General features: G+C 70.6%; 23 protein-coding genes and 1 pseudogene. 14 read left to right on the forward strand and 10 right to left on the reverse strand.

Annotation, left to right across the window (positions count from 1 at the left end; genetic code table 11):
- Positions 1-69: 69 nt before the first annotated feature.
- From NRP21_RS12010 to NRP21_RS12035, 6 genes and pseudogenes are all read right to left on the reverse strand, one after another.
- Entirely contained in the window at positions 70-810 is a 741-nt protein-coding gene (locus NRP21_RS12010; RefSeq protein ID WP_308219887.1) for a Gfo/Idh/MocA family protein, read from the reverse strand.
- Positions 811-999 (reverse strand): annotated as a pseudogene (locus NRP21_RS12015) (Gfo/Idh/MocA family protein); the annotation flags it as partial. It lies immediately after the preceding gene.
- A gap of 18 nt (positions 1000-1017) precedes the next feature.
- Entirely contained in the window at positions 1018-1185 is a 168-nt protein-coding gene (locus NRP21_RS12020; RefSeq protein ID WP_257716435.1) for a hypothetical protein, read from the reverse strand.
- A 153-nt stretch (positions 1186-1338) separates the two neighbouring features.
- Positions 1339-1548, reverse strand: a complete 210-nt coding sequence (locus NRP21_RS12025) for a hypothetical protein (RefSeq protein WP_257716436.1) — start codon at positions 1546-1548, stop codon at positions 1339-1341.
- A gap of 953 nt (positions 1549-2501) precedes the next feature.
- Entirely contained in the window at positions 2502-4121 is a 1620-nt protein-coding gene (ggt, locus tag NRP21_RS12030; RefSeq protein WP_257716437.1) for a gamma-glutamyltransferase, read from the reverse strand.
- Positions 4122-4190: 69 nt separating this feature from the next.
- Positions 4191-6014 (reverse strand): CocE/NonD family hydrolase, encoded by a 1824-nt coding sequence (locus NRP21_RS12035; protein ID WP_257716438.1) that lies wholly within the window; start codon positions 6012-6014, stop codon positions 4191-4193.
- A 248-nt stretch (positions 6015-6262) separates the two neighbouring features.
- Between NRP21_RS12035 and NRP21_RS12040 the strand changes: the two genes are divergently transcribed.
- The 4 genes from NRP21_RS12040 (at position 6263) to NRP21_RS12055 (ending at position 11958) form a co-directional block, all read left to right on the forward strand.
- Positions 6263-7135 (forward strand): helix-turn-helix domain-containing protein, encoded by an 873-nt coding sequence (locus tag NRP21_RS12040; RefSeq protein WP_257716439.1) that lies wholly within the window; start codon positions 6263-6265, stop codon positions 7133-7135.
- A gap of 112 nt (positions 7136-7247) precedes the next feature.
- Positions 7248-8651, forward strand: a complete 1404-nt coding sequence (locus NRP21_RS12045; protein WP_257716440.1) for a M20/M25/M40 family metallo-hydrolase — start codon at positions 7248-7250, stop codon at positions 8649-8651.
- Between the two features lie 14 nt (positions 8652-8665).
- Positions 8666-10267 (forward strand): gamma-glutamyltransferase, encoded by a 1602-nt coding sequence (gene ggt / locus NRP21_RS12050; RefSeq protein ID WP_257716441.1) that lies wholly within the window; start codon positions 8666-8668, stop codon positions 10265-10267.
- A gap of 104 nt (positions 10268-10371) precedes the next feature.
- Positions 10372-11958, forward strand: coding sequence for an ABC transporter substrate-binding protein (locus tag NRP21_RS12055; protein ID WP_257716442.1), 1587 nt, complete (start codon positions 10372-10374; stop codon positions 11956-11958).
- Between the two features lie 74 nt (positions 11959-12032).
- Here the strand turns inward: NRP21_RS12055 and NRP21_RS12060 are convergent, their stop codons facing one another.
- Positions 12033-12806 carry an SDR family NAD(P)-dependent oxidoreductase gene (locus tag NRP21_RS12060; RefSeq protein ID WP_257716443.1) on the reverse strand — a complete coding sequence of 258 codons (774 nt, stop codon included), beginning with the start codon at positions 12804-12806 and terminating at the stop codon, positions 12033-12035.
- A 161-nt stretch (positions 12807-12967) separates the two neighbouring features.
- Between NRP21_RS12060 and NRP21_RS12065 the strand changes: the two genes are divergently transcribed.
- Positions 12968-13756, forward strand: coding sequence for a GntR family transcriptional regulator (locus NRP21_RS12065; RefSeq protein ID WP_257716444.1), 789 nt, complete (start codon positions 12968-12970; stop codon positions 13754-13756).
- A gap of 28 nt (positions 13757-13784) precedes the next feature.
- A complete protein-coding gene (locus tag NRP21_RS12070) occupies positions 13785-14780 on the forward strand; it encodes a Bug family tripartite tricarboxylate transporter substrate binding protein (RefSeq protein WP_257716445.1) in 996 nt (331 codons plus the stop codon).
- Between the two features lie 61 nt (positions 14781-14841).
- On the opposite strand, the gene NRP21_RS12075 is transcribed toward NRP21_RS12070, so the two are convergent.
- A complete protein-coding gene (locus NRP21_RS12075) occupies positions 14842-15096 on the reverse strand; it encodes a DUF1127 domain-containing protein (RefSeq protein ID WP_257716446.1) in 255 nt (84 codons plus the stop codon).
- 51 nt (positions 15097-15147) lie between these two features.
- Between NRP21_RS12075 and NRP21_RS12080 the strand changes: the two genes are divergently transcribed.
- A complete protein-coding gene (locus tag NRP21_RS12080) occupies positions 15148-16509 on the forward strand; it encodes an aminotransferase-like domain-containing protein (protein ID WP_257716447.1) in 1362 nt (453 codons plus the stop codon).
- A gap of 148 nt (positions 16510-16657) precedes the next feature.
- Here NRP21_RS12080 and NRP21_RS12085 read toward each other — a convergent pair whose 3' ends face one another.
- A complete protein-coding gene (locus NRP21_RS12085; RefSeq protein ID WP_257716448.1) occupies positions 16658-18046 on the reverse strand; it encodes an amidohydrolase in 1389 nt (462 codons plus the stop codon).
- A gap of 383 nt (positions 18047-18429) precedes the next feature.
- Positions 18430-19218, reverse strand: coding sequence for an IclR family transcriptional regulator domain-containing protein (locus NRP21_RS12090; RefSeq protein ID WP_257716449.1), 789 nt, complete (start codon positions 19216-19218; stop codon positions 18430-18432).
- A 112-nt stretch (positions 19219-19330) separates the two neighbouring features.
- Here NRP21_RS12090 and NRP21_RS12095 point away from each other — a divergent pair, with 112 nt between their 5' ends.
- The 7 genes from NRP21_RS12095 (at position 19331) to NRP21_RS12125 (ending at position 26858) form a co-directional block, all read left to right on the forward strand.
- Positions 19331-20314: a Bug family tripartite tricarboxylate transporter substrate binding protein gene (locus tag NRP21_RS12095; protein WP_257716498.1), complete on the forward strand. Its 984-nt coding sequence runs from the start codon at positions 19331-19333 to the stop codon at positions 20312-20314.
- Between the two features lie 14 nt (positions 20315-20328).
- Positions 20329-21615, forward strand: a complete 1287-nt coding sequence (locus NRP21_RS12100) for an aromatic ring-hydroxylating dioxygenase subunit alpha (RefSeq protein ID WP_257716450.1) — start codon at positions 20329-20331, stop codon at positions 21613-21615.
- Positions 21615-22079, forward strand: a complete 465-nt coding sequence (locus tag NRP21_RS12105; RefSeq protein ID WP_257716451.1) for an aromatic-ring-hydroxylating dioxygenase subunit beta — start codon at positions 21615-21617, stop codon at positions 22077-22079. Before NRP21_RS12100 ends, NRP21_RS12105 begins: the two co-directional genes overlap by 1 nt.
- Positions 22080-22092: 13 nt before the next feature.
- Positions 22093-23103 (forward strand): 2Fe-2S iron-sulfur cluster-binding protein, encoded by a 1011-nt coding sequence (locus NRP21_RS12110; RefSeq protein WP_257716452.1) that lies wholly within the window; start codon positions 22093-22095, stop codon positions 23101-23103.
- A complete protein-coding gene (locus tag NRP21_RS12115) occupies positions 23100-24116 on the forward strand; it encodes a PdxA family dehydrogenase (RefSeq protein ID WP_257716453.1) in 1017 nt (338 codons plus the stop codon). The genes NRP21_RS12110 and NRP21_RS12115 overlap by 4 nt, the downstream gene beginning before the upstream one ends.
- Before the next feature lie 485 nt (positions 24117-24601).
- Positions 24602-24796, forward strand: a complete 195-nt coding sequence (locus NRP21_RS12120; RefSeq protein WP_257716454.1) for a type II toxin-antitoxin system ParD family antitoxin — start codon at positions 24602-24604, stop codon at positions 24794-24796.
- Between the two features lie 13 nt (positions 24797-24809).
- Positions 24810-26858 (forward strand): hybrid sensor histidine kinase/response regulator, encoded by a 2049-nt coding sequence (locus tag NRP21_RS12125; protein WP_257716455.1) that lies wholly within the window; start codon positions 24810-24812, stop codon positions 26856-26858.
- The last annotated feature ends 30 nt before the right edge of the window (positions 26859-26888 follow it).

Here is a 26888-nt window from a genome sequence, read left to right on the forward strand (position 1 = left end):
AGACAGGCCAAGCCGCGGACGTAATCGCGCTGGAAGCGGCGTGCGGTGACGCCGCCTCCGGTCGGCCGCTTACGCCGACTGCGGGATCACGCTGATCAGCTCATCTTCGCCCGGCTCCTTGGCAGGCTTGAGCTTGAGAGCCTGGTCGGGCTGCACGTGGCGGCTGCGCTGGGCGGGATCCAGCGTTACCGTCTCGCCTGTCTCGAGCGAGCGCTCGACGGCCGCCAGGACACGCATGTCCAGCAGCCCCTCCTCGCCATCCGCCTCGGGGTGGCGGTCGTTCAGAATACGGTCAGAGAAATACTGCGTCTCGTTACCGAACTGCTCGACCGGGTCGAAGCTGTGCTCCTTGCTGCCCTCACTTGTATTCTCGACATAGGCGATGCCGGTGGTTGCGCCGAACATGAAGCAGGGTGAGGCGTGGATGCTCGCCTTCGTCCCGACGAGGTCGAACCCTTCGGACGGTGCGGTCGCGTAGCTTACCGTGAACTGCGCCACGCGCTCCCCAGGGAAGCGCAAGGTCACCGCCACCGTATCGTGGAAGTTGAAGCCGCGGCCGGGTGTCTTGGTTCCCACCGCATGCACCGAGACCGGCTCCAGGCCGAACAGGTTGCGAACTGCATTGAGCGGGTAGGTGCCCATGTCCGGCACCGGACCACCCCAGTAGCCGTTGTGACCCCGAGAGTTGGCCTCCGCGACGTCCTGGGTGAAAGTGGATACAAAGCTGCGTAGCTCGCCGAACTCGTTGCCCCGAGCCCGTGTGATCATCTCGACCGTCCCCGGCTCGTGGTGAAGGCGATAGGCGATCATCAGCTTGGCGCCGCTGCTCCTCTGTGCCGCCAGGATCGCTTCGGCTTCCCGCACGCTGGAAGCCATAGGCTTCTCCAGGAGCACGTGAATGCCCGCTTCCAGGGCCGGGACCGCGTACTGCGCGTGCAGGAAGTTCGGCGTTGCCACGTAGACGGCGTCGATCTCGCCCGATTTCAGCAACGTGTCATACTGATCATAGGTCCAGGCCTAGATGCCGTAGAGCTTGGCGAGCTTGTCGGCCTTCACCGGATCGCCGGTGACGAGCGCGGCCAGCTCGGAGTTGTCGGTACGGCCAATGCCCGGCATGAAGGCCTGCTGTGAAATCTGGCCGCCCGCGACCACCGCGTAGCGGATCTTCTTCTTGAGACCGAACATCGAAAGCTCCCTTCAAGGGTTTTTGAACCGTGTCCCAGCAGCAGGTTAGGCAGTTGCAACGCGCCATGTGTTGCCATGCGGCCTTTGTCAGGACCGCTCCTCGGCCTGCTCGAGCGTCTCCTGGCCGGAACCGAGGCTCGGACACAGGGAATCTCAACACCCCCGTTGGCCCTCAAGGACATTGAGGGCCATGATGTGCGCGAGATGGGCGAGCCCCTGCGGCAGGCTGCCGAGATACTCGCCGGTCGGGGGATCGGCCATCTCGGTGAAGATGCCGACCCCGTGGTCCAGCGCCGCCGCGGCCGGATCCAGCGTTGCCCAGGCGCGATCCGTCTCCCGGAGCAGCGCGCGGGCCCCAGCCATCCAGGGGGTGCAGGCCAGGAAGCAACACTCACCTCACCAACAACCCTGCGGCGCGATCGGAATCAGCGCAGGTCATGCAGGAAGTCCTATAACCCTGGATCTTGTTGTGCGTTGCAGCACGCAGCTCGGCTTGTTCCAGATTCCAGCAGGGCTCGAAGCGCTGCAGGCCGGACAAAACTCTGAGCCGGACAAGGGGGTTCCGTCACTGCTGCGCGGAGTGCGCCCCCGCTATGGCGCAGCGCAAGTTGCGGGGCTGCTTCCAGGACGATGCTGCCAGCACGAGAAGAGAACGATGGGAAGCGAGTTGTCCCGTGTCACTGATGTGCCTGAACCGGTCATTCGCCCTGCATCGTCACCTACCCGGAGGCGGGCGCGACCGCCCGGGTTTTGCGCGGCCGGACTGAGTGTCCGGCGGACCTACAACGAAGCTCTGCTGCTACCAACCCCCTCCCCGCCGTTGGTCGTCCGGCGACACGCATCGGATCCCTCGGTCGGTGAGCACCAGGAACAAATCCGGGCGGTGTCGCGGGAATAACATACGATTCGACTCGGGTATTCCGGCCGCCTGTGGTAACAAGGCCTCCGGACGCATCGTGGTTCAAGCCATGCCGACCTATCGCCTTTACGGGATGGGGCAGGATGGTCGACGACATCCTCCCATCGACTTTGACCGCCCTGACGATACTGCCGCTCTCGACCACGCTCTGGCCCTCGTGGCTGCCGAAGCGGGGGCTGAACTATGGGCTGGCAGCCGTATCGTCTGGCTCATGCAAGGACAGAGCGGCGCCGACTTCCCTGGAGCCGGCCGGAATGGCCCCCAGGAGATGGGAGGTGCCGTCGAGCGGCATTGAGGGCTGTGGCCCGGTGACGGGCCGGCCGTCGAGCGCCTCCGGGCCGCCGGCTTAGCTCCGGGCGTGAGCCGCACGGCGCGCGCGGCGACCTGGAGGGGGTTGTCAGGCCGCCATCGCCACCCCGTCCCGCTGCGGGTCGGCGCCGCCGGTGCAACGGCCCTCCCGGATCAGCAGCCCGTGCGGCGCGCCAAAGGCGTGGCTCTGATACGACCGGGCGACGGGGTAGCCCATGGTCTCCAGCGCGGCCTGGGTGGCGTGCGGGATGCGGTTGCACAAGTCGATCGTGTCGCTCAGCGCCACCATGCGCGGCGCAGCCACCGCGTCGCTCATGCTCATGCCGAAATCGACCACGTTCATGATGGCCTGCGCCAAGGCGGGCACGATGTAGGTGCCCCCTGGCGCGGCCAGCACCATGCAGGGCGCCCCACCTTCGGGCGGGCCGTCGAAGAGGATGGTCGGTGCCATGGCGCTCGCGCGGCTTTTGCCCGGGGCGATGGAGGCAGCACGGCCAGGGCGCGGGTCGAAGCCGCTCATGCAGCCGTTGTACATGAAGCCCAGCCCATTCGTGATAACACCTGAGGGAATGCCCAGCGTGTGAGTCAGCGCGACCGCGCCGCCCTCCCCGTCCACCACGCAAACCACCGTGGTGTCGGGCGGGTCGCGCGGCTCGTCTGCACGGATCACGCGCGCTTTCTCCCCGGCGCGGATGCGTGCCGCCAGCGCGGCGGTGTGCTCGCGCGACAGCAGGCGATCCAGCGGAACGTCCACGAAGTCCGGGTCGCCCATATGGGCGTCCTTGTCCACGGTCATCCACTTCATCGCCTCGGCCAACACGCGCAGGTGCTCCGGGCTCCCGTGCTCCATGGCGGCGAGATCGAAGTGCTCGAGGATTCCCAGCAGCTCGATCAGCGATCCGCCGCCGGCGGGCGGCGGATTGGAGGCGACGCGCAGGCCTCGATAGCTACCCCACACCGGCGCCTTCTCGCGCACGCTGTAGGCCGCCAGGTCCTCCATCGTGATCAGGCCGCCATGGGCGGCCATGTCGGCCGCCATCTCGCGCGCGATGTCGCCACCGTAGAACACCTCGGCGCCGCCCTCGGCGATCCGCTCCAGCGTGCGGGCCATGTCGGGGTTGCGGAGGGTGTCGCCGGGGCGCTTCAGCGTGCCGTCCGCGCGGAAATAGACCTTCCGGCCCGTCTCGCTGAGGCGCAGCTTATCCTCGACGTTCACCTGGCCGTCGCCGCCGTGGTCAATCGCCCAGTAGTAGTGCATGTACGGCCGCACCATCACGCCGCGATGCGCCTGGGCGATGGCGGGGGCCATCACCTCCCGCAGCGGCATGGTGCCGAAGCGCGAGAGCGCCTCGGCATAGCCGGCCACGTTGCCGGGGGTGCCGATAGAGCCGTAGCCGGCGTCGTTGCTCTGATCGCTCAGCAGGAACACGAACCCGTCCCGCGATTGGCCGACGAACCGATCCGCCCACATCTCCGGCGTGGCGGAGAGCGGGGCGCGGGCGAAGAACTCCAGCACCGTGTGCACGCCCTGCCGGGGCATGCAGATCTGCATCGCGCCGAAGCCGGCCAGGCCGCACATCTGCGGGTCCACCACGCCCTGGCTGAAGGCGCAGGCGATGGCCGCATCCACGGCGTTGCCGCCGCGCCGCAGCACCTCCACCCCCGCCTCGGCCGCCTCCGGCTGCGCCGCCACCACCATGCCACGCATTGTCGCTCTCCACGGATTCCGCGAATACCAGCCTCGCCGGCAATTTCCTGCAGCCGGCGACCTTATCCGTCAGTCAATGGCCCGTAAGGGCAGCTCGAGGAAGGAGGCGCGGTCGCCGCCACGCAGCACGGTCAGCACGGGCGGCCGGCCATGCGGCACCTGCACGCAATGATCCGCATCGGCGCCCGCGATGGAGAGCCGGATGCAGCTGCCCGCGCGAAAGCGCCAGGCCGTGGGCAGCAGCGGAATGCGGATGCGCTCCGCCCGCCCCGGTACCAGCGGCGCGGCGTCCTCGCGCCGGAAGGAGCGGAAGGGCCAGGTGGTGCGGTAAGCGGCGGGCGCAGCGCTCTCCTTGCGGTGCAGCGCGCGCAGCAGCCCCTCCGTGACGTAGCGCACCGTCCCGTCCGCCTCCACCTCGGACAGGTAGGCGAAGAGGGCGGCGTCAGGTTCGGAGGCCTCGATCCAGAGGTCCGCCAGGCCGTGGCCGGCGAGCTCGCTGTCCTGCTCCAGCGGCTCCGACGTCCAGGAGAGCAGCCCTGCCTGCCGCTCAGCCCAGTCCGCGTAGTAGGTGGTGCTGTTGATCCCGGCGATGCGCTCGTAGCGCGTGCCGTGGCCCGAACCGGCGGCGAAGTCGGCCTGGGCGCTGTCCTCGCCGGCCTCCCCGGGCGCGACACCCAGCATTCCACCGCCGGAGAGGGCGAGGCGGCGGTTCTCCGGCACGGGCGGCCAAGAGGGGGCGGAGCGCCACTCCTCCGCGTGCATGGCGAAGTAGTGGATCCGCTCCTCGGCATCGAGACCAGTGTCACGATCCATGAGGTAGTGGTCGAGGAAGCGGGTCAACTCGCCCAGCAGGTCGAAGTCGGAGGTCGTGTCCCGCCGCCAGGGTGAGACATTACAACGCGCCCCGTGGTCCCAGGGGCCGAGCAGCAGGTGCACGGGGTTCTCCGCCAGGGTCAGGAAGCGGGCGATCGCGCCGTTGGCATATCCCGCCCCGTCCATCCAGCCGGAGCAGGCGAGCACCGCGACATCGGGCCGGATGCCCTCCCGCACGGAGTAGGGGCTGAAGGAGGCGGAGGAGAAGGAAGGGTCGTAGGGCAGCGCTTCCTCGCGGAAGCGGAACTCGCCCATGAAGTCGGGCTGGCGAAAATTGCCGAGGTGCCCGTGGATCGCCTGGGCAAGCAGCGCGCCGTCCGGGTCTTCGTCCACGGGGTGCGGCCCGCGCAGGTCGGGATTCGCGTAGTAGACGTAGTTCCGCAACAGGTCGCGCCGGTCGTGGTCCATGGCGACCATCAGCGCGTCGTAGGACCGGGCCAACTCCTTCAGCAGGATGCCGCCGGGGTAGTAGTTGTCGGCGTAGGTGTCCCACACCGCGAAGAGCGGCGCGATCGCCTTCACCGCGGGGTGCCCGGTGCCGGCAAGGAAGTCGGAGGCCGCGCCGGGGTAGGATATGCCGGTCGCGCCGATGCGCCCGTCCGACCAGGGCTGGGCGACGATCCAGTCCGCGATCTCCCGGCTGTCCTCCCGCTCCTTGGGGGAGCGGAAGCTGTCGCGGGTGCCGAAGCTGGCGCCGGTGCCGCGCACGTCCACCACCACCACGGCGTAGCCGCGCGGGACGAGGTGCCGCACGAACTTGCCGGCATTCGGGATGGGATCGGCCTCGCTGCCCGGCGTGACGGCGAAGCGGCGATAGTAGGGCGTCAGGATCAGCACCGCCGGCACGGGTCCCGTCGCGCCCTCTGGCAGCCAGGCGTCCAGCGCGATCCGGCAGCCGTCGCGCATAGGCAGGTAGCGGGAGAGCGGCCGGGCCGGCAGGGCGAAGGGCGCTTCCCGCGTGGCCGAATAGGCGCTCGGTGGCACCTTCCAGGCGGTGCTGTTGCGATCGCTGTCGGACATGCGGCTCCTCTCGCATGTTCCAGCCGGGCGGGGCGGGACTCAGTCGCGGGCGCCCAGCGATGGACCCGCGGCCGGGCCGCGTCAAATCCGCCCCACGCGCTTCCGGAGGGAACGGGCGCATCCCGCCCCGGCCGCGGGGCCCCCTGGTGCGGAGCCAGCTGGCTCCCCAGAATGGTCTTCCTCGCCCCAGTCCCGCTTTCCACGCGGGCGGCCGGGCTGCAACGGGGCCGGAGGCCGGAAAGCAGAGCATGCCGGGTGCGGACTTCATGCGGGAACGCCAGGCAGGGTGGGGTATGCCGCCGGCCGCGGCCCTGCTGGACCTGCCCTCCACCGGCACTTCGGTGATCCGCTGGAGCCGCCATCGAACCGGCGCCTTCAAGATGCGACCGCTGCTGTCCGATCACACCATCGTCTCGCTCAACCTGCGCCCCATGCGGGCGGAGGCCTGGCTGGGGGAGCGGCAGGTCTGGGCCGGGCCGATAGGGTCCCACGCCGTGCGGATCGTGCCCCCCGGGGTGGAGCGCCGCTGGGCCACCGCCGATCCCTTCGACCTCCTGCATGTCATGCTGCCGCCGCGGGCCTTCCAGTCGATGGCCGGGCGGGGATGCGGCCCCTTCACCCTGTCCGATCCGCTCTACGGGCCCGACCGCCTCATCCGGGAGCTGGGCCTGCAGATCCTCGGCGCTATGGAGGAGGGCGGGCCATACCTGACGGAACTGGCCGACGGCCTGTGCCGGGCGCTGGTCGCCCACCTGCTGCGCCGGTACCACGTTCCCGCCCCGTCCAGCCCGCCCGCCCTGCCGCTGGCCCGGCTGCGGCGGGTGGAGGCGCTGGTCCGCGCCCGGCTGGCGGACGAACTGACCGTCGGGGACATGGCGGGGGCGGCCGGGTACAGCGAATTCCACTTCGCCCGGCTCTTTCGCGCCGCGACCGGCCGCACCCCGCACCGCTACCTGCAGGAGGCGCGTATCACCCACGCTTGCGGGCTGCTGAAGGAGGGAAAGGCCGGCGTGCTGGCCGTGGCCCTGGACTGCGGCTTTAAGGACGCCTCCCACTTCTCCCGGGTATTCCGTGCCCGAATGGGCACCACGCCGCAGGCCTTCCGGGACGGGTCCGCCTAGGCGGAAGCAGGATTTGCACGATCCCCGCCGTTTCCGGCGGGCTGGGCGCCTGGGCTTGCCCTATCCTCCCCGCCTCAGCAGGCCGCCCCGCGGCCGCATGGGGAGCGCCGGGATGACGCAAGCGGTCATCGACGACCTGATGGCCCGCCAGGGCGAGATCCGCGCCCGGCTGGACGCCTTCCTGCGCTTGCCGAGCGTCAGCGCCGACCCGGGCTTCGCGGAGGGGATGGAGGCCGCGCGCGGCTTCCTGCTGGACTGGTTGCGCGGGACCGGCCTCTCCGACGTGCACCTGCTGGACGGGGGCGGCGAGCCAGCCGTCTACGCGGCCTGGAAGGGGGCGCCCGGCCGCCCCACCCTGCTGGTCTACGGCCATTACGACGTGCAGCCCCCTGCCCCGCTCGCGGCTTGGCGCAGCGATCCCTTCGAGCCGGTGGAGAAGGACGGTCGCCTCTATGCCCGCGGCGCCTCCGACGTGAAGGGCTCCACCACCATCGCGGTCGAGGCGGTGGCCGCCTTCCTTCGGGTGACCGGGGCTTGCCCTGTGAACGTTAAGTTCTTCCTGGAAGGCGAGGAGGAGACCGGCAGCCCCAGCCTGCGTGAGCTGGTCCGGCGCCACGGCGACCTCCTACGGGCCGACGCCATGATCTCCGCCGACGGCGGCCGGGCGAGCGAGACGATCCCCACCATCAATGTCGGCGCGCGGGGCATCGCGGGGCTGGAGGTGGCGCTGCGCAGCGCCGACAAGGAACTGCATTCCGGCCGCTACGGCGGCGCCGTGCGGAACGCGCTGCACGAGATGGCCCGCCTGATTGCCTCCCTGCACGATGCAGAGGGGCACATCGCCGTGCCGGGCTTCCTGGAGGCCGCGCCGGCGCTGACCCCGAAGCAGCGGGCCGACACGGCGGCCTTCCTGCTGGACGAGGCCGCCTTCTGTGCCGAGGTGGGCGCCGCCGCCTTCGGCGAGCCCGGCTATAGCCTGCGCGAGCGCCTGACACTGCGCCCGGCCATCGATGTGAACGGGATGTGGGGCGGCTACACGGGCGCGGGAAGCAAGACCGTGATCCCGGACGAGGCCTTCGCCAAGATCACCATGCGCCTCGTGCCAGGCCAGGACCCGGAGCGGGCGGTGGCGCTGGTGGCGGAGCACCTTGCGCGGCTCTGCCCGCCCGGGGTCTCGTTGCGGATCACGCCGAAGAGCGGCAACTCCCCCGCCTCCAGCCTGTCGGAGGACCATCCTCTGCTGCGCGCGGGCTCGGCGGTGCTGGAACGGCTGATGGGGCGGACGCCTGTGCCCGTGCGGCTCGGCGCCACGGTGCCGGTGACGGCGCTGTTCCAGGAGTTGCTGGGGATCGACACGCTGATGTTCGGCTTCAACCTGCCGGACGAGGACGTGCACGCGCCCAACGAGTTCTTCCACCTGGAATCCATCCCGCTCGGCCTGCGCGGCTGGGCGATGCTGCTCGCCGAGCTGGGCGGGATGACGGACGCCGATTTCGCGCCCTTCCGGCGCGCCTGAGAGGAGCCCCGGACATGAAGGGCATGGTGGTGGCGGCCCAGCCGGAGGCGGCGGAGGCGGGCGTGCTGACGCTGCGGCGCGGCGGCAACGCGGTGGACGCCGCGATTGCCGCGGCCTTCGTGCAGGGCGTGGTGGACCCGCTGATGACGGGGATCGCCGGCTACGGGACGATGCAGGTCTACATGCCCCGGCGCGGCGTGCACCAGCACCTCACCTTCTACGCCCGCGCGCCCCGTGCGGCGCAGCCGGACATGTGGGCGGACATAGTGACGGGCCAGTCCCGCGACGGCTTCGCCTATCTCGTGAAAGACCACGTTAACGAGATCGGCTACCTGGCCCCAGGCACGCCGGGGAACCTGCGCGGCTATACCGACGCCCTCTCCGACTTCGGCACGATGGAACTGGCCGACGTGATGCGCCCGGCCATCGAGCAGGCCCGGCACGGCTTCATGGTGCGCCCCTATGTCCACTACTACTGGACACTCGACCAGCGCGCGACGGGCATGCTGAACCCCGCGGACTACCTCCGTTTCAGCCGCACGGGGCGCGAGATCTACTGCGCGCCGGACGGCTCGCCGAAGCGGCCGGGCCAGCACGTCTCCAACCCCGACATGGCCCGCTCGCTGGAGCGGATCGCGCAGCACGGGCCCGATCTCTTCTATCGCGGGGAAATGGCGGAGGAGATCGTGGCGGACTTCCGGCGCCATGGCGGCCTGCTCTCCATGGAGGACCTGCGGGACTACCGCACCCTGCGCAGTGATCCTGTCTGGGGCAGCTACCGCGGCCATCGCGTGGCGGGCCTGCAGGCGCCGGGCGGCGGGCTCAGCCTCATCCAGCTCCTGCACATCCTGGAGGGGTTCGACATCGGCGCGCTGGAGCACGGGAGCGCGGAGCACCTGCGCATCCTCGCGGAGGCGATGAAGCAGGTGGCCATCGACAAGGACGCCCATATCGGCGACCCGGAATTCGTGGACGTTCCCGTGGAGATGCTGCTCTCCAAGGACCGCGCGGCGGAGATCGCGGCCCGCATCCGGCGCGGCGAGAAGGCGCATGTCGCGCGCATGCCCTACGAGGCGGCGGACACCACCCATGTCACGGTCGTGGATGCCGAGGGCAATTCGGTGGCGCTGACGCACACGCTCGGCAATCCCTCCGGCGTCATCACGGACGGGATGGGCTTCATGCACAACGGGCTGATGAACGGCTTCGATCCCCGTCCCGGTCGCGCGGGCTCGATCGCGCCGGGCAAGAGCCGAACCTCCTCCCAGTGCCCGACCATCGTGTTCCGGGGGGATGATCCCTATATCGTCCTCGGCGCGCCGGGGGGCACGGCCATCGTGCCGGCCCTTACGCAGGGGATCAGCAACGTGATCGACTTCGGCATGACGATGTTCGAGGCCGTGGCGGCGCCGCGCATCTCGGTCAACAGCGACACCATCGACGTGTCGAACCGTATCCCGCGCTACGTGACCGATGCGCTGGAGGCCCAGGGCTATCCCGTTGCCCGCTCCTACATGGGCTTCGCCTTCGCGGCGATCCACGCGATCCGCATGGAGGACGGGCGGCTGACAGGCGGCGCGGATCCGCAGCGCGACGGCGTCGCGCTGATGGCCTGAAGCGGGATTTCGCTGCGCCGGCCGGCCGGGCAGCACGGATTGCGCTTCTCCCGCGGCAACAGGGCGGGCAAGACGAGCAGGAATGGTGAAGGAGATGATGTCCCATGCAGCGCCGTAGTATCCTTGCAGCGGCGGCGTCGCTCGCCGCGCTCCCCGCCTCTCTTCCCCGTGGTGCGCGGGCCGCCGGCACCGATCTGGAGATCGGGTTGGGCGGGGCCTTCACGACGATCGACCCGCACTTTTTCCACGCGACGCCGAACCACACCGTGGCGATGCACATGTTCGAGCGCCTGGTGGACCGGACGCCGGACGGCAAGCTCGTGCCCGTTCTGGCGGAGAGCTGGAAGTCCGTCACTGACACCCTCTGGGAATTCAAGCTGCGCCCGGGCGTGAAGTTCCACGACGGCGGCGAGCTGACAGCCGACGACGTCGTCTTCACCTTCGAGCGCGCGCCGAACGTACCGAACAGCCCGGGCGGCTTCGGCACCTTCCTGCGCGCCGTCAGCCGGGTGGAGGTGGCGGATCCTCTGACGCTCCGCGTCCATACCCACCAGCCCGCGCCGGACCTGCTGCTGAACCTGACCTATGTCGGCATCCTCTCCCGCCGAGCGGGAGAGGGGGCGACAACGGCCGACTACAATTCCGGCAAGGCCGCCATCGGCACGGGCCCGTACCGCTTCGTCTCCTTCACGCCCGGCAGCCGCGTGGAGTTGCGCAGGTTCGATGGCTGGTGGGGCCCGAAGCAGCCCTGGGAGAAGGTGACTCTCCGGCTCCTCTCGAACCCGGCGGCGCGCAGCGCGGCGCTGCTCTCCGGCGATGTGGGCGTCATCGACACCCCTTCCGTCAGCGACCTTCCGAAGCTGCGGAGCGATCCACAGGTCACGGTGGCCGCGGTGGGCGGCATCCGCTGCATGTACCTTGTCCCCGATTTCTCCCGCGAGGGCGAGAGCCCCTTCGTTCTGGGGAACAACGGGCAGCCCCTGCCGAAGAACCCGTTCCGCGACCGCCGCGTGCGCGAGGCGCTCTCCTGCTCCATCCAGCGCCCGGCGCTAGCGGACCGGATCATGCTGAACACGGCCGCGCCGACAAACCAATGGATGCCGGAGGGCGGCTACTCCTACGCGCCCGGCGTCCAGGTGCCGGAGTACAACCCGAACCGCGCGCGCCAGCTCCTCGCAGAGGCGGGGCTCGGCCAGGGGTTCCGCCTTACCCTGCACACGCCCAACGACCGCTATCCCAATGACGCGCGGCTCGCCCAGGCCGTGGCGCAGATGTGGACGCGCATCGGCGTGCAGACCACGGTAGAGGCCCTGCCCTGGAGCAGCTTCTTCGGCCGGGGCACCCGGCAGGAGTTCTCCATGGCCTTGTGGGGCTGGGGCAGCCCGACCTTCGAGGGCGGCTACATGCTCACCAACTGCATCGCAACGCAGGACAAGTCGCGTAATCGCGGGTCCTACAACTACGGGCTCTACTCCAATCCGGAACTGGACCGTTTCATCTTCGAGGCGGTGGAGGAGATGGATGCCGCCAAGCGGGAGAGGCTTCTGATTGGCGCGACAGAGCGGGCCATGGCGGATGTCCCGATCATGCCGATCCTCATGCTGGAAAACCTCTGGGCCACGCGAAAGGACATCTCGATCCAACCGCGCCGGGACGAGCGGACGCTGGCCATGGACATCAAGCCGGCCTGACGCCGGCGCTTCTCTGTCGCGGCTCCTGTTTCCCTAGTCCACGCCTCCTCTTCCTTTGCCGCAGGCGGCCGGCGTCAGAGATGCCGGCCGCCATCCACGACGATGGTGCTGCCCGTGGTCAGGCGGAGATGCGTGACGGCGGCGAGCACGGCCATGGCCACGTCGTCCGGCTCGGCCACCATCTTCAGGGGCGTGGTGGCCGCCTGCTTCTCCACACCGGCGCGACCTCGGCCGGGAACGAAATCGGTCGCGACCGCGGCGGGCGAGACGCCGATGACGCGGATCTCCGGCCCCAGCACGCGCGCGAGCGACATCCCCATCGTGTCCAGCGCGGCCTTGGAGGCGCAGTAGGCGATGCTGCTGCCCAGCCCCGTGCTGCCGGAGAGGGAGGAGATGTTGACGACCACCGAATCCCCGCCGCGCCGAAGCAGCGGCGCGAAGGCGCGAATGGTGGCGAAGGGCCCGCGCACGTTGGTGACGAGAATACGGTCGAAGCTGGCATCGTCCATCGCGTCCAGCTCGGCGTGCGGCACGGCGCGCGTGACGCCCGCGGAGTTCACCAGGATGTCGGCGCGGCCGAGGCGGCGTTCCACCTCCGCGGCGGCGGCGCCGATCGCCGCGCTGTCCTCCATGGGAATGCGAAGGGTCAGGTGCCCCTCACCTGGCAGTTCCGCCACCAGGGCCTGTGCGCGATCTGCGCCGGCATTGTAGCCCACCGCCACGGTCGCGCCCGCCGCGGCCAGGCGCCGCACGGTGGCGGCACCGATCCCGCTGCTGCCGCCGGTGACCACGGCCACACGGCCCTGGAGCCGGTACTCGCCCTGCCCACCCGCTCGAATCCCGCTCAACCCAGATCCTCCCGCTTGCCTTTTCGGTTCGCCGCATATCATCATAATCATAAGAGGATTAGGTGGTCGAGCGGCTGGATGGCGAGGGCGCCCGAGAGAAGGAGGGTTGGCGAGGGTCCGCAAGAGCCCGTGGCTCCACGCTCAGGGCCACGAACGCTCGCATGACAGGATCCCTCCTCGCCGCCTGGCCGGCCCCTCCCTCGCTCAACCGCCACCTGCCGCTCTGGTACCAGGTGGCGCACCACCTGCTCATGGCCATCCGTGGCCGCGCGCCAGAGGCCTCTCTGCGGCTGCCTACGGAGGCGGAGCTGGCCCGGCACTATGGCGTCAGCCTCATCACCGTGCGGGAGGCGCTGCGCTGGCTGGAGGCTGAGGGGATGATCTCCCGCCAGCGGCGGCGCGGCACCTTCGTGAACCCGGACGTGCCGGCTGGCCGCACGCTCATGCTCTCCGGCTCGCTGCAGACGGTGTTCGACCAGCAGCAGGCGACAGAGGTGGATGTGCTGGACCAGTCCGTGACGCCCGTGCCCGCCGGACTGGCCGCCCGCTTCCCGGACCAGGCCGAGGTGATGGCCTTCCGGCGCCTGCGGCGGCACGAGGGCACGCCGGTCAGCCGCGCCGTGAACTACCTGCCGCTGGAGATCGGCCGGCGAGTCCCGGTGGACATGCTTCGCCACTGGCCGATGACCCGCGTGCTGCAGGAGGCGCTCGGCCTGCCCATCGCGCGGATCGAGGACACGGTGCAGGCGCAACTCGCAACGCCCGAGCTCTGCCCGCTGCTCGATATCCCGCTGCTCAGCCCCGTCCTCTTCTTCACGGGCGTGACGCTGGACGCGGCGGGCAGCACCCTGGATCTGGCGCAGATCCACTACCGCGGAGATCGCTTTCGCTTCTCCGTCAGCTTCGACGTGCCGGCCACCGCCCCAGAACAGAAGGGCGGGCCGCGATGACCAGCAACGACAACCGAGGAAATGTCCCATGCGTAACATGCTGCGGGGGCTTGCCGCTGCCCTCTTCCTGGCCGCGACGTCCGGCCTGGCCCATGCCCAGTCCCAGGGCCAGGGCCAGGGCCAGGCTCAGTCCTGGCCTGACCGCCCCATCACCCTTGTCCACGGTTTCGGCGCGGGCGGGAACGCCGACGTCATCGCCCGCATCGTCGCGCAGCCGCTCTCGGAGGCGCTCGGCAAGCCCGTGGTGGTGGAGGCGCGGACGGGTGCCGGCGGCAACATCGCCAGCGAGTACGTCGCCCGCACCACGCCGGACGGGCATACGTTGATCCTGCTCACGGGCGGCCATGCCGTCTCCGCCGCCATGTACCGCGGCCTGCGCTTCGATCCCGTGGAGGACTTCGCCTTCGTCTCGCTCGTCTCCGTCTTCCCCTTCGTGGTGGCGACGCGGGCGGAGGGGCCGGTCGGCAGCATGGCCGAGCTGATCGCCGCGGCAAGGCGCGACCCCGGCGGCCTGACCTTCAGCTCGGTCGGCGTCGGCTCCACCCAGCACCTGACGGGGGAGCTGCTGGCGCAGATGGCAGGCATCCGGCTGACCCACGTGCCCTACCGCGGCGGCACTCAGCCGCTCACGGACCTGCTCTCCGGCCGCATCGACCTGATGGTGGATTCCGTGACCGTGACGGGTGCCGCGATCGCCGCCGGGAAGGTGCGCGCCCTCGGTGTCACCAGCGCCGCGCCCTGGCCCGCGCTGCCGGGGGCACCGACGGTGAGCGCCGCCGTGCCGGAGTTCGAGGTCGTCTCCTGGGTCGGCCTGGCAGCGCCCGCGCGCACGCCCGAACACGTGGTGGAGCGGCTGAACCGCGAGCTCCGCGCCGTCCTCGCCCAGCCCGCGGTGCGGGAGCGGCTGGAGGGCGTGGGAACACGGGTGAACGCGACATCGCCGGATGAGATGCGCCGCTTCATCTCGGGCGAGGTGAAGCGCTGGAACGAGGTCGTCACGCGCGCCGGCATCGAGCGGCAGTAGCGGCGGGGATCCAGGCCAAAGCAGTCGGCCATCCACCGCCGGGTCGGCGCTGCCCCTGTTCCTAGAGCCGACCCTGCCAGAACGGGCGCGCCGCCTCGAAGGCCGCGTCCATTTCGGTCAGGCCGACGTCACGCAGGCGCTCCGGCGGGAGCTCGCCCAGTGTGCGGCGCGTGGACGCGCGGCGGTGCCAGAGCATGAGCAGCCCGAGTACGCGGGGCACCGGGTTGCTGAACGCCGCATTGACCCGAGAAATCCCCTGAATTGCTCCGATCATATCGATATTGCCTCTGATTGATCCGTAGGCATCTTCTGGCATGCGCACGGAATGCTCTTCAATTCGAGAATTGCTATCGGTACAATAAACCCGATGTCCGACTTTCGCGCCTTGGCCGACGACCTGGCCCGCAGCCTCGCCCAGGACCTCGCCGCCGGTCGGCGCAGGTCTGGCGACCGCCTGCCCACCAGCCGCCGCTACGCTCACGAGCAGGGGATCGCGCCATCCACGGCTAGTCGCGTCTATGCGGAACTGGTCCGCCGCGGCGTGGCAGTCGGCGAGGTTGGCCGGGGCACTTTCCTCCGTGCGCCGGCCTCCCTGCCCCGCCTGCCCAGACGGGAGGCCGACCCGGGCGGCATCGTGGACCTCGAACTGAACTTCTGCGTCCTGCCCGACCAGGGCGCGCTCCTCGCCCCGGGGCTCGCCCGGCTTGCCTCGGCCGACGCCCTGCAGCCCCAGCTCTCCCGCGTTGCCGTGGCGGGCGATCCTGCCGCGCGCACCGCGACCGCCCGGGTGATGGCCCGCGGCGACTGGGCGCCGGCGCCGGAGAGCATCCTCTTCGCCGGGCGGGGCCAGCAGGCCCTCTCGGCCTGCTTCACCGCGCTCATCTCGCCTGGCGAGTCGCTTGGCGTGGAAGCCATGACCTACCCGCTGGCCAAGGGCATCGCCCTGCGCCTGGGGCTCAAGACCGTGCCCCTGGCCATGGACGATCAGGGCCTGCGCCCCGATGCCCTGGCCGCTGCCCAAGCCGCCCACCCCCTGCGGCTGCTCTACCTTCAGCCCGACCTGCATAATCCGCTCGGCACGGCCATGCCGGCATCCCGCCGTCGCGAATTGGCCGAGCTCTGCCGCGCGTTGGACATCCTGGTGGTCGAGGATTCCGTCTATGGCTTCCTCTCAGCAGACGCGTTGCCGCCGCTCGCTGCCCATGCGCCGGAGCGGGCGGTGGTGGTGGACAGCCTCTCCAAGCGCGTCGCCCCGGGCCTGACGCTGGGCTTCCTCTCCGCCCCGCCCGCACTTCGTCCGCGCATCGCCTCCGCGCTCCGCCTGGGCGGCTGGTCCGCGCAGGGCTTCGCCCTTGCCGCGGGCACGCTGTGGATGGAGGACGGCACCGTCGACGCCCTGGTCCTGGCCAAGCGCGAGGACGCGATCCGCCGCAACGCCCTGGCGCGGCGGATCCTGGGCGATGGCGGCCTCGTTCTGCGCGGCGATCCGCGCGCCTACCATCTGTGGCTGGAACTTCCCGATCCCTGGCGCGCGGAGACTTTCGTCGCCGCGGCCGCGCGGCGCGGCATCGCCGTCTCGCCCGCGGCCGATTTCGCCGCGGGACCCGGCCACGCCCCCAGCGCCGTGCGCCTCGCCCTCGCCGCGCCCGGGGAAGCGGCCCTCCGGCCCGCGCTGGAGACGCTGCTCGAACTCGCCCTCGCAGGGCCGGACGCCGGCGCGGTCGGGTAGCGGGGGTTGTGCAGCCGGCCCGCGCGAGGGCAGGACGTCGGGCACGACCTGCCGAACCGCGCCCGGTACGGCGAGAACAGCTCGGTCATGACCGCACCGGCTGCGTCGGGACAGGCCGATCAGCCCAGCCAGTACCCCGGTTGCCGGCCTAGGCAGCCCCGCTGCTCGTGTAGTCCGCAACGAGGTGCAGCATGGCACGCAGGCCGGGAAGCAGGCCGGACTTGTCCACTCGGAAGCGCGGGGAATGGTTCGTCGGCACCTCGCGCGGGTCGAGGCCCGGGGCAGTCACGCCGACATTGAAGAACAGGCCCGGCACGGAGCGGGAGAAGTAGGAGAAGTCCTCCGCCGCCATTCCGGGCGGCATCAGCCGGAGCTCGCCTGCGGCGACCACGCGGGCGAGGCTCGGCGCCATGCGGGCGGTGAGCGCAGGGTCGTTCGCATTGCTCGGATAGCCGGTCGGGGACCAGTCTACTTCGGCGCGGCCGTCCATGCCCGCCGCGACGCTCTCGGCCACCTCCTTCGTCCGGCGCATGATGAACCTGCGGCGCTCCTCGTCGTAGGTGCGGAGAGTGCCGTTCAGCATGACGCTGTCCGGGATGATGTTGTTGCGGTTGCCGCCGTGGATCTGCCCGACCGTCAGCACCGAAGGGGAATTCACGTCCACCTGGCGGCTCTGGATGGTCTGGAGTGCCGTCACGATCTGGGCGGCGATGACGATCGGGTCCACCCCGGCCCAGGGGCGCGCGCCGTGGGTCTGGCGGCCGCGGACGGTGATGGTGAACTCGTCGGCGCTGGCGTTGGCAGGGCCGGGGCGGTAGCCGAGCTGGCCGGCGCTGAGGCCGCTGGTGACGTGCAGGCCAAAAACCACCTCGGGGCGCGTCGTCTCGAAGGCGCCTTCCTCCAGCATGCGGCGGGCGCCCCCAATCTCGCGGCCGGGCAGCCCCTCCTCGGCGGGCTGGAAGATGAGGACCACCGTTCCCTTGAGGTCGGCGCGGTGCTTCGCGAGGACCTCCGCGGCGGCCATCAGGATGGCCGTGTGGCAGTCGTGGCCGCAGGCATGCATCACGCCGACATCCTGACCGCCCCAGTTCGTGCGGGCCCGGGACGCAAAGGGAAGATCCACCTCCTCCGCCACCGGCAGCGCGTCCATGTCGGCGCGCAGCGCCACGACAGGGCCGGGGCCGCCCTCGCCGCGCAGCGTGGCGACGATGCCGGTCACCGCGACCTTCTCCCGGACGGAGTAGCCGAGGCCGCGCAAGTGGGCTGCGACGAGACCCGAGGTGCGGACCTCCTGGTTCCCAAGCTCCGGGTTCTGGTGGATGTCGCGGCGCCACCCGATCATCCGCGGCTCGATCACGCGGGCGGCCTCGTCGAGGGCGGCGTGAAAGGGGCGAGCCGGGCCGGCGGCCACGCCATCCCGCGTCTGCGCCCGCGCCCCGAGGGGCAGGACGCAGCAGGCGCAGGCGGCAGCAAGGAAGCCGCGCCGGGCCAGCGGCGCGTCGGCGACCAGGCTCTTCGAGAAGGGGCGACGGAACATGGGCGGGCTCCCGGCCGGGCAGAGCAGGAAACTTAAGACGCCACGCCCAGGGGCTGGCAAGACATTAGGCCGGTGCCTAGCCGCCGACGCGGCGACGGGAATGGCCGTGGACGACGACCCGCTTCTTCGCGCCGTCCGGCAAGCGGACGGGCCGCTCCCGGCCAGTTGCGAGGCTGAGTGGTCAAGGTGCCCGGTGCTTCCCCCTGTGTGCTGGCCGCGTGGTGGACGGCGTGCGATCTGAATGCTTCTCGCCATGGTGCGTCGAAGAGCATGCATTCTGCTTTCGGCCATCTTCGCCCATCTGCTGGGGGACCACATCGGTGATCCGCTCGGTGCGGCTGCCCCCAGACGCCCTCATCCGTTCCCGACGAGCGGCGCAGCGTTCAAAGGTGGACGGAGAGCCGCCGCGCCCCGTTGAGGATAAGTGGCAGCAGGTCGCGCTCAGCCTCCTGCAAGCTGCGCCGGCTCGGCTGCGTGCTCACGCTCATTGCCGCGACGACACCCCCGGACAGGTCCCGCACGGGCACGGCGAGGGAGAGCAGCCCCAGCTCCAGTTCCTCGTCGCAGGCGGCGTAGCCGGCCGTTCGGGCGCGTTCGATGCGGGCCCGCACCTCCTCAGGCGCCGTCGCGGTGTGGCGGGTCAGCGGCTCGAGGCGCGCGGCGCCGAGGTGGGCGGCGATCACGTCCTCGGGGAGGCCGGCGAGCAGGACCCGCCCGGTGGCCGAGCACCAGGCGGGCAGGCGCGACCCGATCCCCGGCCCGACCGAGACCATCCGGTGCGGCGCCGAGCGGGCGACGAAGACTGTCTCCGACCCGTCGAGGATCGCGAGTGAAACGGCCTCCCCGGCCGCCTCCTGGACCGCCTCCAGCACCGGCTGGGCGAGACGCGGCAGCGGCGTGGCAGAGAGGAAGGCGTAGCCGAGGCGCAGCATGCGCGGCTGCGGCGCGAAGCTGCGCCCGTCATGTGTCACGTACCCGAGTTCAAGCAGCGTCAGCAGGCAGCGCCGCGCCGTGGCCCGCGACAGCCCGGTCCGGCGCGCGGCCTCGGCCAGGGTCAGGCGCGGCGCGCCCTCCCCGAAGCACTCGAGGATGGCAAGCCCTTTCGCCAGCCCCGCCATGGCCTCTTTCCGCTCAGGCTCCTCTGCCGCCACCGCTTCCCTCCCGCCCTGCATTGACGGCTCCCCGCTCCGCAGAGCAGAATGTTCGTAAATCGGCCGATAGTTCGATAATCGAACATACAGCTTGGGTCAAGGCTGGACCGGAGGAAGACGGGTCTTGGGAATTGTGAATCGCCGCGGGCTCCTGGCGTCGCCGCTGCTGGCCGCCCTCGCGTCCTCCCGGGTCGGGGCCCAGCCCTCGCCGGGGAACCCCGCTTATCCGAGCCGCCCGGTGCGGGTGATCGTGCCCTTCCCGGCAGGCGGGTCGAACGACACCTCCGCGCGGGTCGCCGCGGAGCAGCTCCGCACCCTCTGGGGCCAGCCCTTCGTGGTGGAGAACCTCTCCGGAGCCGGCGGCAACGTGGGGACGGCGAACTTCGCCAGGGCCGAGCCCGACGGCTACACCCTGCTCGTCACCCCGCCCGGCCCGCTCTCGATCAATCAGTTCCTCTTCCGCGACCTTGGCTTCGCGCCGGAGGGCTTCGTGCCGGTCACGGTGCTCTGCGAGACGCCGAACGTGGCCATCGTCTCCATCGCCAGCGGCATCCGCACGTTCGGGGAACTGATCGAGCGCGCGAAGGCGCGGCCGGAGACGCTCACCTACGCCTCCCAGGGGGTGGGAACCACCTCCCACCTCACCGCCGCGCTGTTCCAGGACCTGACTGGCACGAAGCTCGTGCACGTCCCCTATCGGGGCGAGGCGCCGGCCATGACGGACGTGGTGGGCGGGCGCGTGGACATGATCTTCTCCAACGTCACCGGCGCGCTGACGCAGCACCAGGCCGGGCGCGTGCGGATGCTCGCCGTGGCCGACACGGAGCGCGCGCCGGAGGTCCCGGACGTGCCGACCGCGGCGGAGGCGGGGCTCCCCGGCTTCCAGTCCACCGCCTGGTTCGCGGCCGTCGCCCCCGCCGGCACCCCCGCCCCCGTCGTCGCCCGCCTCTACGAGGGCCTGTCCCAGGTGCTGCGCTCCCCCGAGGTGCAGCGCCGCTACCGCGAGCTGGGCGCAGCCGTGGTGGGCAAGACGCCCGCCGAGACCGCCGCCTTCGTCGCGGCCGAGCGCACACGCTGGGGCGCCCTGGTGCAGCGCGCCAACGTCACCGTGGAATGAGCGGAGCCGTCGCCATGCCCGACCACAACCTGCCCGAGACCGCGCTTCCCCCCGGCCTCGTCACCCCGCCCGAGGTGCCCTGGCCCGAGGGGCTGACCCGCGTGCCTTACTGGGTCTTCCAGCGCGAGGACGTGGCGGCACTGGAGCAGACCCACGTCTTCCGCGGCGGAACCTGGAACTACCTCTGCCTTGAGGCGGAAATCGCCAACCCCGGCGACTACCGCGCCACCACCCTCGGCGGCGTGCCGATCCTGGCGGTACGGGACCATGACGGCGAGATCTACGCCTTTGAGAACCGCTGCGTGCACCGCGGTGCCCTCATCGCGTTGGAGGATTTCGGCCACGCGCGGGAGTTCACCTGCGTCTACCACGCCTGGAGCTACGACCTGCAGGGCAACTTGAAGGGCGTGGCCTTCAAGGACGGCATCAACGGCCAGGGCGGCATGCCCGAGTGCTTCCGCATGTCCGAGCACTCCCCCCGCAAGCTTCGCACCGCCGTCGTTCACGGCCTCGTCTTTGCTTCGGCCTCCGAGACCGTGCCGCCGATCGAGGAATACCTCGGCGACGAGATCATGGAGCGCATCGGCCGGGTGCTGGGCGGGCGCGAGGTGGAAGTGATCGGGCGCTTCACCCAGGAGCTGCCGAACAACTGGAAGCTCTACGTGGAGAACGTGCGGGACAGCTATCACGCATCCCTCCTGCACCTGTTCTTCACCACCTTCGAGCTGAACAGGCTCAACATGAAGGGCGGCCTCATCGTCTCGGAATCCGGCGGCAACCACGTCTCCTACTCCGCAATCGACCGCGAGGCCGAAGCGAAGGCGAAGGCCGCGAACGACTACGCCGCGCAGAACATCCGTTCCGAGAGCGACTACCGCCTGAAGGATCCCAGCGTGCTGGAGGGCGAGGACGAGTTCGGCGATGGCGTGACGCTGCAGATCCTCTCCGTCTTTCCCGGCTTCGTCCTGCAGCAGATCCAGAACGCGCTGGCCATCCGGCAGGTGGTGCCGCGCGGCGTGGGGCGGACGGACCTGCACTGGACCTATATCGGCTTCAAGGACGACAGCCCGGCGCTGCGGAAGATGCGCCTGAAGCAGGGCAACCTCGTCGGCCCGGCCGGCTACGTCTCCATGGAGGATGGGTGCGTCGGCGGCTTCGTGCAGCGCGGCGTGGTCGGCGCCTCCGACCGGCACGCGGTGCTGGAGATGGGCGGGACGGACGCGGCGAGCACGCGCACCCGCGCGACCGAGGCGTCCGTCCGCGGCTTCTGGAAGGCCTATCGGGAGTGCACGGGGCTCTGATGCAGATCACCGACATCATGGCGGCGCAGGCGCGCTACGCCCGCTGCATCGACACGGACAAGCTGGAAGCCTGGCCGGACTTCTTCACGGAAGACTGCCTCTACCGGATCACCACGGCGGAGAACCACCGCCTGGGCTTCCCTGCCGGCATCATCTGGGCCGACAGCCGCGGGATGCTGGAGGACCGGGTGGCCGCCCTGCGCGACGCGAACATCTACGAGCGCCATTCCTACCGCCACGTCCTCGGCCTCCCCTTGCTGGAGGAGGAAGGCCCGGAAGGCACGCGGAGCGAGACGCCGTTCCTCGTCGCCCGCATCATGCGGGACGGTGCGACCGACCTCTTCGCCACCGGCCGCTACCTCGACCTCTGGCGCGCGGATGCGGCGGGCACGCCGAAGCTCGCGGAGCGGATCGTGGTCTGCGACAGCTCGCGGACCGACACGCTGCTGGCGCTGCCGCTCTAGCATGGAGTGGACCGTGCAGGTCGCCCACAGCGACCACCGTTTCCCCTGCGCCCCGGACGAGACGATCCTGGAGGCCGCGCAGCGCGCCGGGCTGGAGATCCCCTACTCCTGCCGCAAGGGCGTCTGCATCACCTGCCAGGGCAAGGTTTCCGCCGGCGCGGTGGAGTCCTCCGGCACGGTGCGCTCGGCCGAGGAGGGCGGGACCTTCGACGCGCTCTTCTGCGCCTCGCGCCCGCGCTCTGACGTCACCATCGCCCCGCGCCGCATCTCCCGCCCCCTCGGGATGGGCCAGCCGCGGGAGGTGACGGCGCGGGTGTTCCGCAAGCAGCTCGTCGCGCCCGGCGTGACGCGGCTGCACCTGCGCTTCCCCATCGGCCAGCGCGTCGCCTTCAAGGCGGGGCAGTACATGGACGTGCTGCTACCGGGCGGCGAGCGGCGCTCCTACTCGATGGCGAATTCTCCGGCCGAGGCGGACGGGGTGCAGATGCATGTCCGCATGCACCCCGGCGGCGCCTTCTCGGACGCGCTGCTGGCCGGGCTGCAGCCCGGCGACGCGCTGCGCCTGAAGATGCCCTACGGCGAGGTGGAGCCGGACGGGCAAGACCCGCGCCCCCTTCTCCTCCTCGCCACCGGCACCGGCTTTGCCCCTGTCGCCTCCATCCTGGAGGAGGCGGTGCGCCGCCGCTGGATGCGCCCCCTGATCCTGTACCGCGGCGGCCGCCGGCCGGACGACCTCTACCTCCCCGAGCTTCCCGCGCGATGGGCCCGGCGCCTGCGGGACTTCCGCTACATCCCCGTCCTCTCGCAGCCCGACCCCTCCTGGGCCGGGCGCACCGGCCGGGTGCCGGCGACCGCGGCGGCCGACCATCCGGCCATGTCGGGCCTGCAGGTCTACGCTTCCGGCAGCCCCGCCATGGTGGCCTCGGCCCGCGAATCCTTCACGAAGCTGCACGGCCTGCCGGAGGCCGACTTCTTCGCGGACGCCTTCATCCCCTCGACCCAGCCCGGCGCGGAGGCCCCATGAACGCCACACCGCGCCGGCGCATCGCGCTGACCATCGGCGACCCGAACGGCATCGGGCCGGAGATCGCGGTGAAGGCCGCCGCCCTCGCCGCCTGTCGGCCGGACGGCCCGGTCCCCGTGCTGGTGGGCGATCCCGGGCCGATCCGGCACTACGCCGCCCGCCACGCGGATGGCCTGCCGATCCGCGCGGAGCCCGCGGCCTGGCGGGACGAGGGCGGGCTGAACATCGCCCCCGTGGAGGCGCTGCCGGACAGCGCCTTCCGGCCGGGCCAGGTCACGGCGGAGGCCGGGGCGGCGACGGTGGCCTATGTCCGCGAGGCCCTGGCCCTGGTCGGCGCCGGCGAGGCCGGGGCGATCATCGGCTGCCCGCACTCGGAAACGGCGGTGGCCACGGCCGGGATCCCGTTCAGCGGCTATCCCGGCCTCATCGCGGACCTGACGGGCGTCTCCCACGACGAGGTCTTCATGATGCTCGTCGGAGGCGGCCTGCGGATCGTCCACGCCACCCTGCACGAGCGGCTCCAGACCGCGCTGGAGCGGGTGACGCCGGAACTCGTCGCCGCCGCCGCCCGGGCCGCCCACCGCGTCCTGGCCGGCTGGGGGATCCCCGATCCGCGGATCGGCGTCTTCGGCCTCAACCCCCATGCCGGCGAGGGCGGGCTGTTCGGCACCGAGGACGCCCGCGTGACCGAGCCCGCCGTGGCAGCGCTGCGGCGGGAGGGCATCCGCGCCGAGGGCCCGGCTGGCGCGGACGTCCTCCTCGCCAATCGGGCAATGGACGCCTACGTGGCGATCTATCACGACCAGGGGCACATCCCGATCAAGCTGCTGGCGCCGAGGCGCGCCTCGGCCCTTTCCATCGGGGCGAAGGTCCTCTTCTCCAGCGTCGGCCACGGCAGCGCCTTCGACATCGCCGGCCAGGGCATCGCCGATCCCGGCGCCGTCATGGCCACGCTGGCCCTCCTGAACGGTTCCGGGCAGGACGGCCTGGTGCCCGGGGCCGCGGCTTCCTGACGCCATGGACGGTAGCGAGCGCTACGACGCGACCGCGGTTCTCTCCGACGGTTCTGAAGTCGAGCGCCGGGACCGCATTCAGCACAGCGGGGCCGGCACCTCGGACCACCGGATCGATCTGTAAGGTCGGTGGCGCTGTTCACGCCACGGTTGTCCAGGGCTGCTGATGCTTGCGCGGCGAAACCCGTCATCCCCCGCGCAGGCCAAGGCGCCGGGAACGCCGGGGATGTCGTGGCGTCAGCGCCTGCCCTCCGCTTCGTCGCACACCAATCCCGGAAGCGAACCTGCCGCCCCCTGGCCATCTTCGCCCGCCAGCTGGGCGCCCGCAGCGGCCCTTCGTAAGGTCTTCTCGGTTTGCTGGAAGCGGACGAGGCAAGGTGAGCCTGCCAGACGGGTGACCCTTGCGGGGGAACCTGACCGACCGAACCGAGCTTTACGCCCCGGCTCGTGGTTGTAAGAAGAATTCTTACCTCTAAGTGGACCCTATGGCCGTCCGCCGAACCATCACCGTCTCGATCACCCCGCAGCAGGACGACCTGCTACGGAAGTGCGTTTCGTCGGGCCGGTTCGGCAGCGTGAGCGAGGTGATGCGCGCGGCCCTGCGCCTTCTAGAACGGGACGAAGCCGCATCAGCGGCTCCTGCGCCCAAGCTACCGGGCGACCTGACTGCCAATGTCTGACGCTTTGGAGACCATGGGTCCTCTTCCCGTGGGCGGCGACATGGGCGCGCTTCTCCGCGCCATCGACTGGGCCGGGGCGGGTCTCGGCGACCGGGCAGCCTGGCCCGCCGCGCTCCGTGTCGGCGTGAACCTCATGCTCGACAGTATCGGCCCGGCGTGGCTCGCCTGGGGGCCGGAGCTGACGTTCCTCTACAACGACGCGTATCGCGACCTCCTGGGCGCCAAGCACCCGGAAGCACTCGGCCGCCCCCTGGCGGAGGTCTGGGCCGAGATCTGGCCGGAGGTGGAACCGCTGGTGAGGCGGACCCTCGGGGGCGAGCCGGTCATCCGGCGTGACCTGCCGCTGCGCGTGGAGAGGAACCTGGGCTTCGAGGACGCCTACTTCACCTTCTCCTACGCCCCTCTGCGGGACGACGACGGCGCTGTTGGCGGCCTGTTCTGCCATGTCCTCGAAACCACCTCCGCGGTCCGGGCCGGGCAGCGCCGGGATGCCAACCAAAATGCCCTGCAGGCGACCAACGACACCCTGGGGCAGCAGGTCGTCGAGCGGACGGCCTCGCTCCGCCTGTACCGGGACATCATTCAGTCCCACACCGACCCGATCTGCGCCTTCGACACCGGGTTCCGGCTGACAGCCTTCAACCGGGCGCACAGCGACGAGTTCCACAGGATCTTCGGCCACCGGGTACGGGCCGGCGAGGTGTTCCCCGACCTCTTCCCGCCCGATCAGGCCCCGCTCATCCGCGGATTCATGGCCCGCGCGCTGGCGGGCGAGGCCTTCACCGTCATCGAGAGGTTCGGGGATCCGAATCTGGCCAAGCCGTCCTGGGAGGTTTCCTACACGCCGCTGCGCGACGAGAGGGGGGAGATCATCGGGGCCTACCACTTCGTCAGGGATATCTCGGAGCGGCTCCGCCAGGAGGCAGAGCTCGCCGCGACGCAGGCGGCCTTGCGCCAGTCCCAGAAGATGGAGGCGGTGGGACAGATGACCGGTGGCGTCGCGCACGACTTCAACAACCTGCTGACGGTCATCCTCGGCAGCCTGGAGATGCTGCGCCGGCGGATCCCTCATAACCCCGTGCTCATGAAGTACATGGGCGCCGCGCAGGACGCGGCCAGGCGCGGCGCGCAGGTCAACGCGCAATTGCTGTCCTTCTCCCGGCGGCAGCCGCTGGAGGCCACGACCGTGGACGCCCGGGACGTGGTCCAGGGCATCAGCGATCTCCTGAAGCAGACGGTCAACGGCGCCGCCGAGGTCGAGATCTCGCTCCCGGAGGAAGCGCTGCTCGTCCACGTCGACAAGAACCAGCTCGAGATGGCCATTCTCAACCTCGTGGTGAATGCTCGCGACGCCTCGAAGCCCGGCGGGCGCATCGTGGTCCGAGCCGAGCGCGGCGCAGTGGACGGCACGGGATGCGGAACCTGGATCTCGGTGGTCGACCAGGGCGAGGGCATGACGCCCGAGACCCTGGAGCGTGTGTTCGAGCCCTTCTTCACAACCAAGGGCATCGGCGTCGGAACCGGCCTCGGCCTCAGCATGGTGTACGGTTTCGTCCGCCAGTCGGGTGGCCAGATCGACATCGAGAGTGCCCCTGGCGAGGGAACGCGGGTACAACTGCGCCTGCCCGAGGGAGGTTCCGGCGCCAAGCCCGAAGAGTTCCTCGCTGAGGCCCCTGTCCGCGCCGCCGATGGCGAGAGCATCCTGGTCGTCGAGGACGACGCTTCGGTGCGGGAAGTCGCGGTTGGCGCGCTGGAGCAGCTCGGATACCCGGTCCACGAGGCCGAGAGCGGCGACGACGCCTTGCGGATGCTGGCGGACGGCCTGGAGGTGGACCTGATCTTCACCGACGTGGCGATGCCGGGATCCCTCGACGGCGTCGGGCTCGCCCAGCGTGTGAGCCGGCTGAGGCCGGGCACCAGCATCCTCGTGACGTCAGGACGCTTGCCAGAAGGGGTGGATCTCGATGCGCTGAGAACCATCGGCGCCGCGTTCATCCGCAAGCCCTACCAACCGATCGACCTCGCCCTCGCCATCCAGTCTGCCCTCGACGGAGGGGCCTAGATGCAGGACTTCCCCATCCCGGCCCCGTTT

Origin of the sequence: Roseomonas populi (assembly GCF_024594815.1) — a bacterium.
Classification (GTDB): domain Bacteria; phylum Pseudomonadota; class Alphaproteobacteria; order Acetobacterales; family Acetobacteraceae; genus Roseomonas; species Roseomonas populi.

Bases quoted from the DNA above. Each gene is read 5' to 3' on its own strand.
- NRP21_RS12010 (WP_308219887.1), bottom strand. From the start codon at position 810: ATGATCGCCTATCGCCTTCACCACGAGCCGGGGACGGTCGAGATGATC.
- NRP21_RS12020 (WP_257716435.1), bottom strand. From the start codon at position 1,185: ATGTTCGGTCTCAAGAAGAAGATCCGCTACGCGGTGGTCGCGGGCGGC.
- NRP21_RS12025 (WP_257716436.1), bottom strand. From the start codon at position 1,548: ATGGCTGGGGCCCGCGCGCTGCTCCGGGAGACGGATCGCGCCTGGGCA.
- ggt (WP_257716437.1), bottom strand. From the start codon at position 4,121: ATGCGTGGCATGGTGGTGGCGGCGCAGCCGGAGGCGGCCGAGGCGGGG.
- NRP21_RS12035 (WP_257716438.1), bottom strand. From the start codon at position 6,014: ATGTCCGACAGCGATCGCAACAGCACCGCCTGGAAGGTGCCACCGAGC.
- NRP21_RS12040 (WP_257716439.1), top strand. From the start codon at position 6,263: ATGCCGGGTGCGGACTTCATGCGGGAACGCCAGGCAGGGTGGGGTATG.
- NRP21_RS12045 (WP_257716440.1), top strand. From the start codon at position 7,248: ATGACGCAAGCGGTCATCGACGACCTGATGGCCCGCCAGGGCGAGATC.
- ggt (WP_257716441.1), top strand. From the start codon at position 8,666: ATGAAGGGCATGGTGGTGGCGGCCCAGCCGGAGGCGGCGGAGGCGGGC.
- NRP21_RS12055 (WP_257716442.1), top strand. From the start codon at position 10,372: ATGCAGCGCCGTAGTATCCTTGCAGCGGCGGCGTCGCTCGCCGCGCTC.
- NRP21_RS12065 (WP_257716444.1), top strand. From the start codon at position 12,968: ATGACAGGATCCCTCCTCGCCGCCTGGCCGGCCCCTCCCTCGCTCAAC.
- NRP21_RS12070 (WP_257716445.1), top strand. From the start codon at position 13,785: ATGCGTAACATGCTGCGGGGGCTTGCCGCTGCCCTCTTCCTGGCCGCG.
- NRP21_RS12075 (WP_257716446.1), bottom strand. From the start codon at position 15,096: ATGCCAGAAGATGCCTACGGATCAATCAGAGGCAATATCGATATGATC.
- NRP21_RS12080 (WP_257716447.1), top strand. From the start codon at position 15,148: ATGTCCGACTTTCGCGCCTTGGCCGACGACCTGGCCCGCAGCCTCGCC.
- NRP21_RS12085 (WP_257716448.1), bottom strand. From the start codon at position 18,046: ATGTTCCGTCGCCCCTTCTCGAAGAGCCTGGTCGCCGACGCGCCGCTG.
- NRP21_RS12090 (WP_257716449.1), bottom strand. From the start codon at position 19,218: ATGCAGGGCGGGAGGGAAGCGGTGGCGGCAGAGGAGCCTGAGCGGAAA.
- NRP21_RS12100 (WP_257716450.1), top strand. From the start codon at position 20,329: ATGCCCGACCACAACCTGCCCGAGACCGCGCTTCCCCCCGGCCTCGTC.
- NRP21_RS12105 (WP_257716451.1), top strand. From the start codon at position 21,615: ATGCAGATCACCGACATCATGGCGGCGCAGGCGCGCTACGCCCGCTGC.
- NRP21_RS12115 (WP_257716453.1), top strand. From the start codon at position 23,100: ATGAACGCCACACCGCGCCGGCGCATCGCGCTGACCATCGGCGACCCG.
- NRP21_RS12120 (WP_257716454.1), top strand. From the start codon at position 24,602: ATGGCCGTCCGCCGAACCATCACCGTCTCGATCACCCCGCAGCAGGAC.
- NRP21_RS12125 (WP_257716455.1), top strand. From the start codon at position 24,810: ATGGGTCCTCTTCCCGTGGGCGGCGACATGGGCGCGCTTCTCCGCGCC.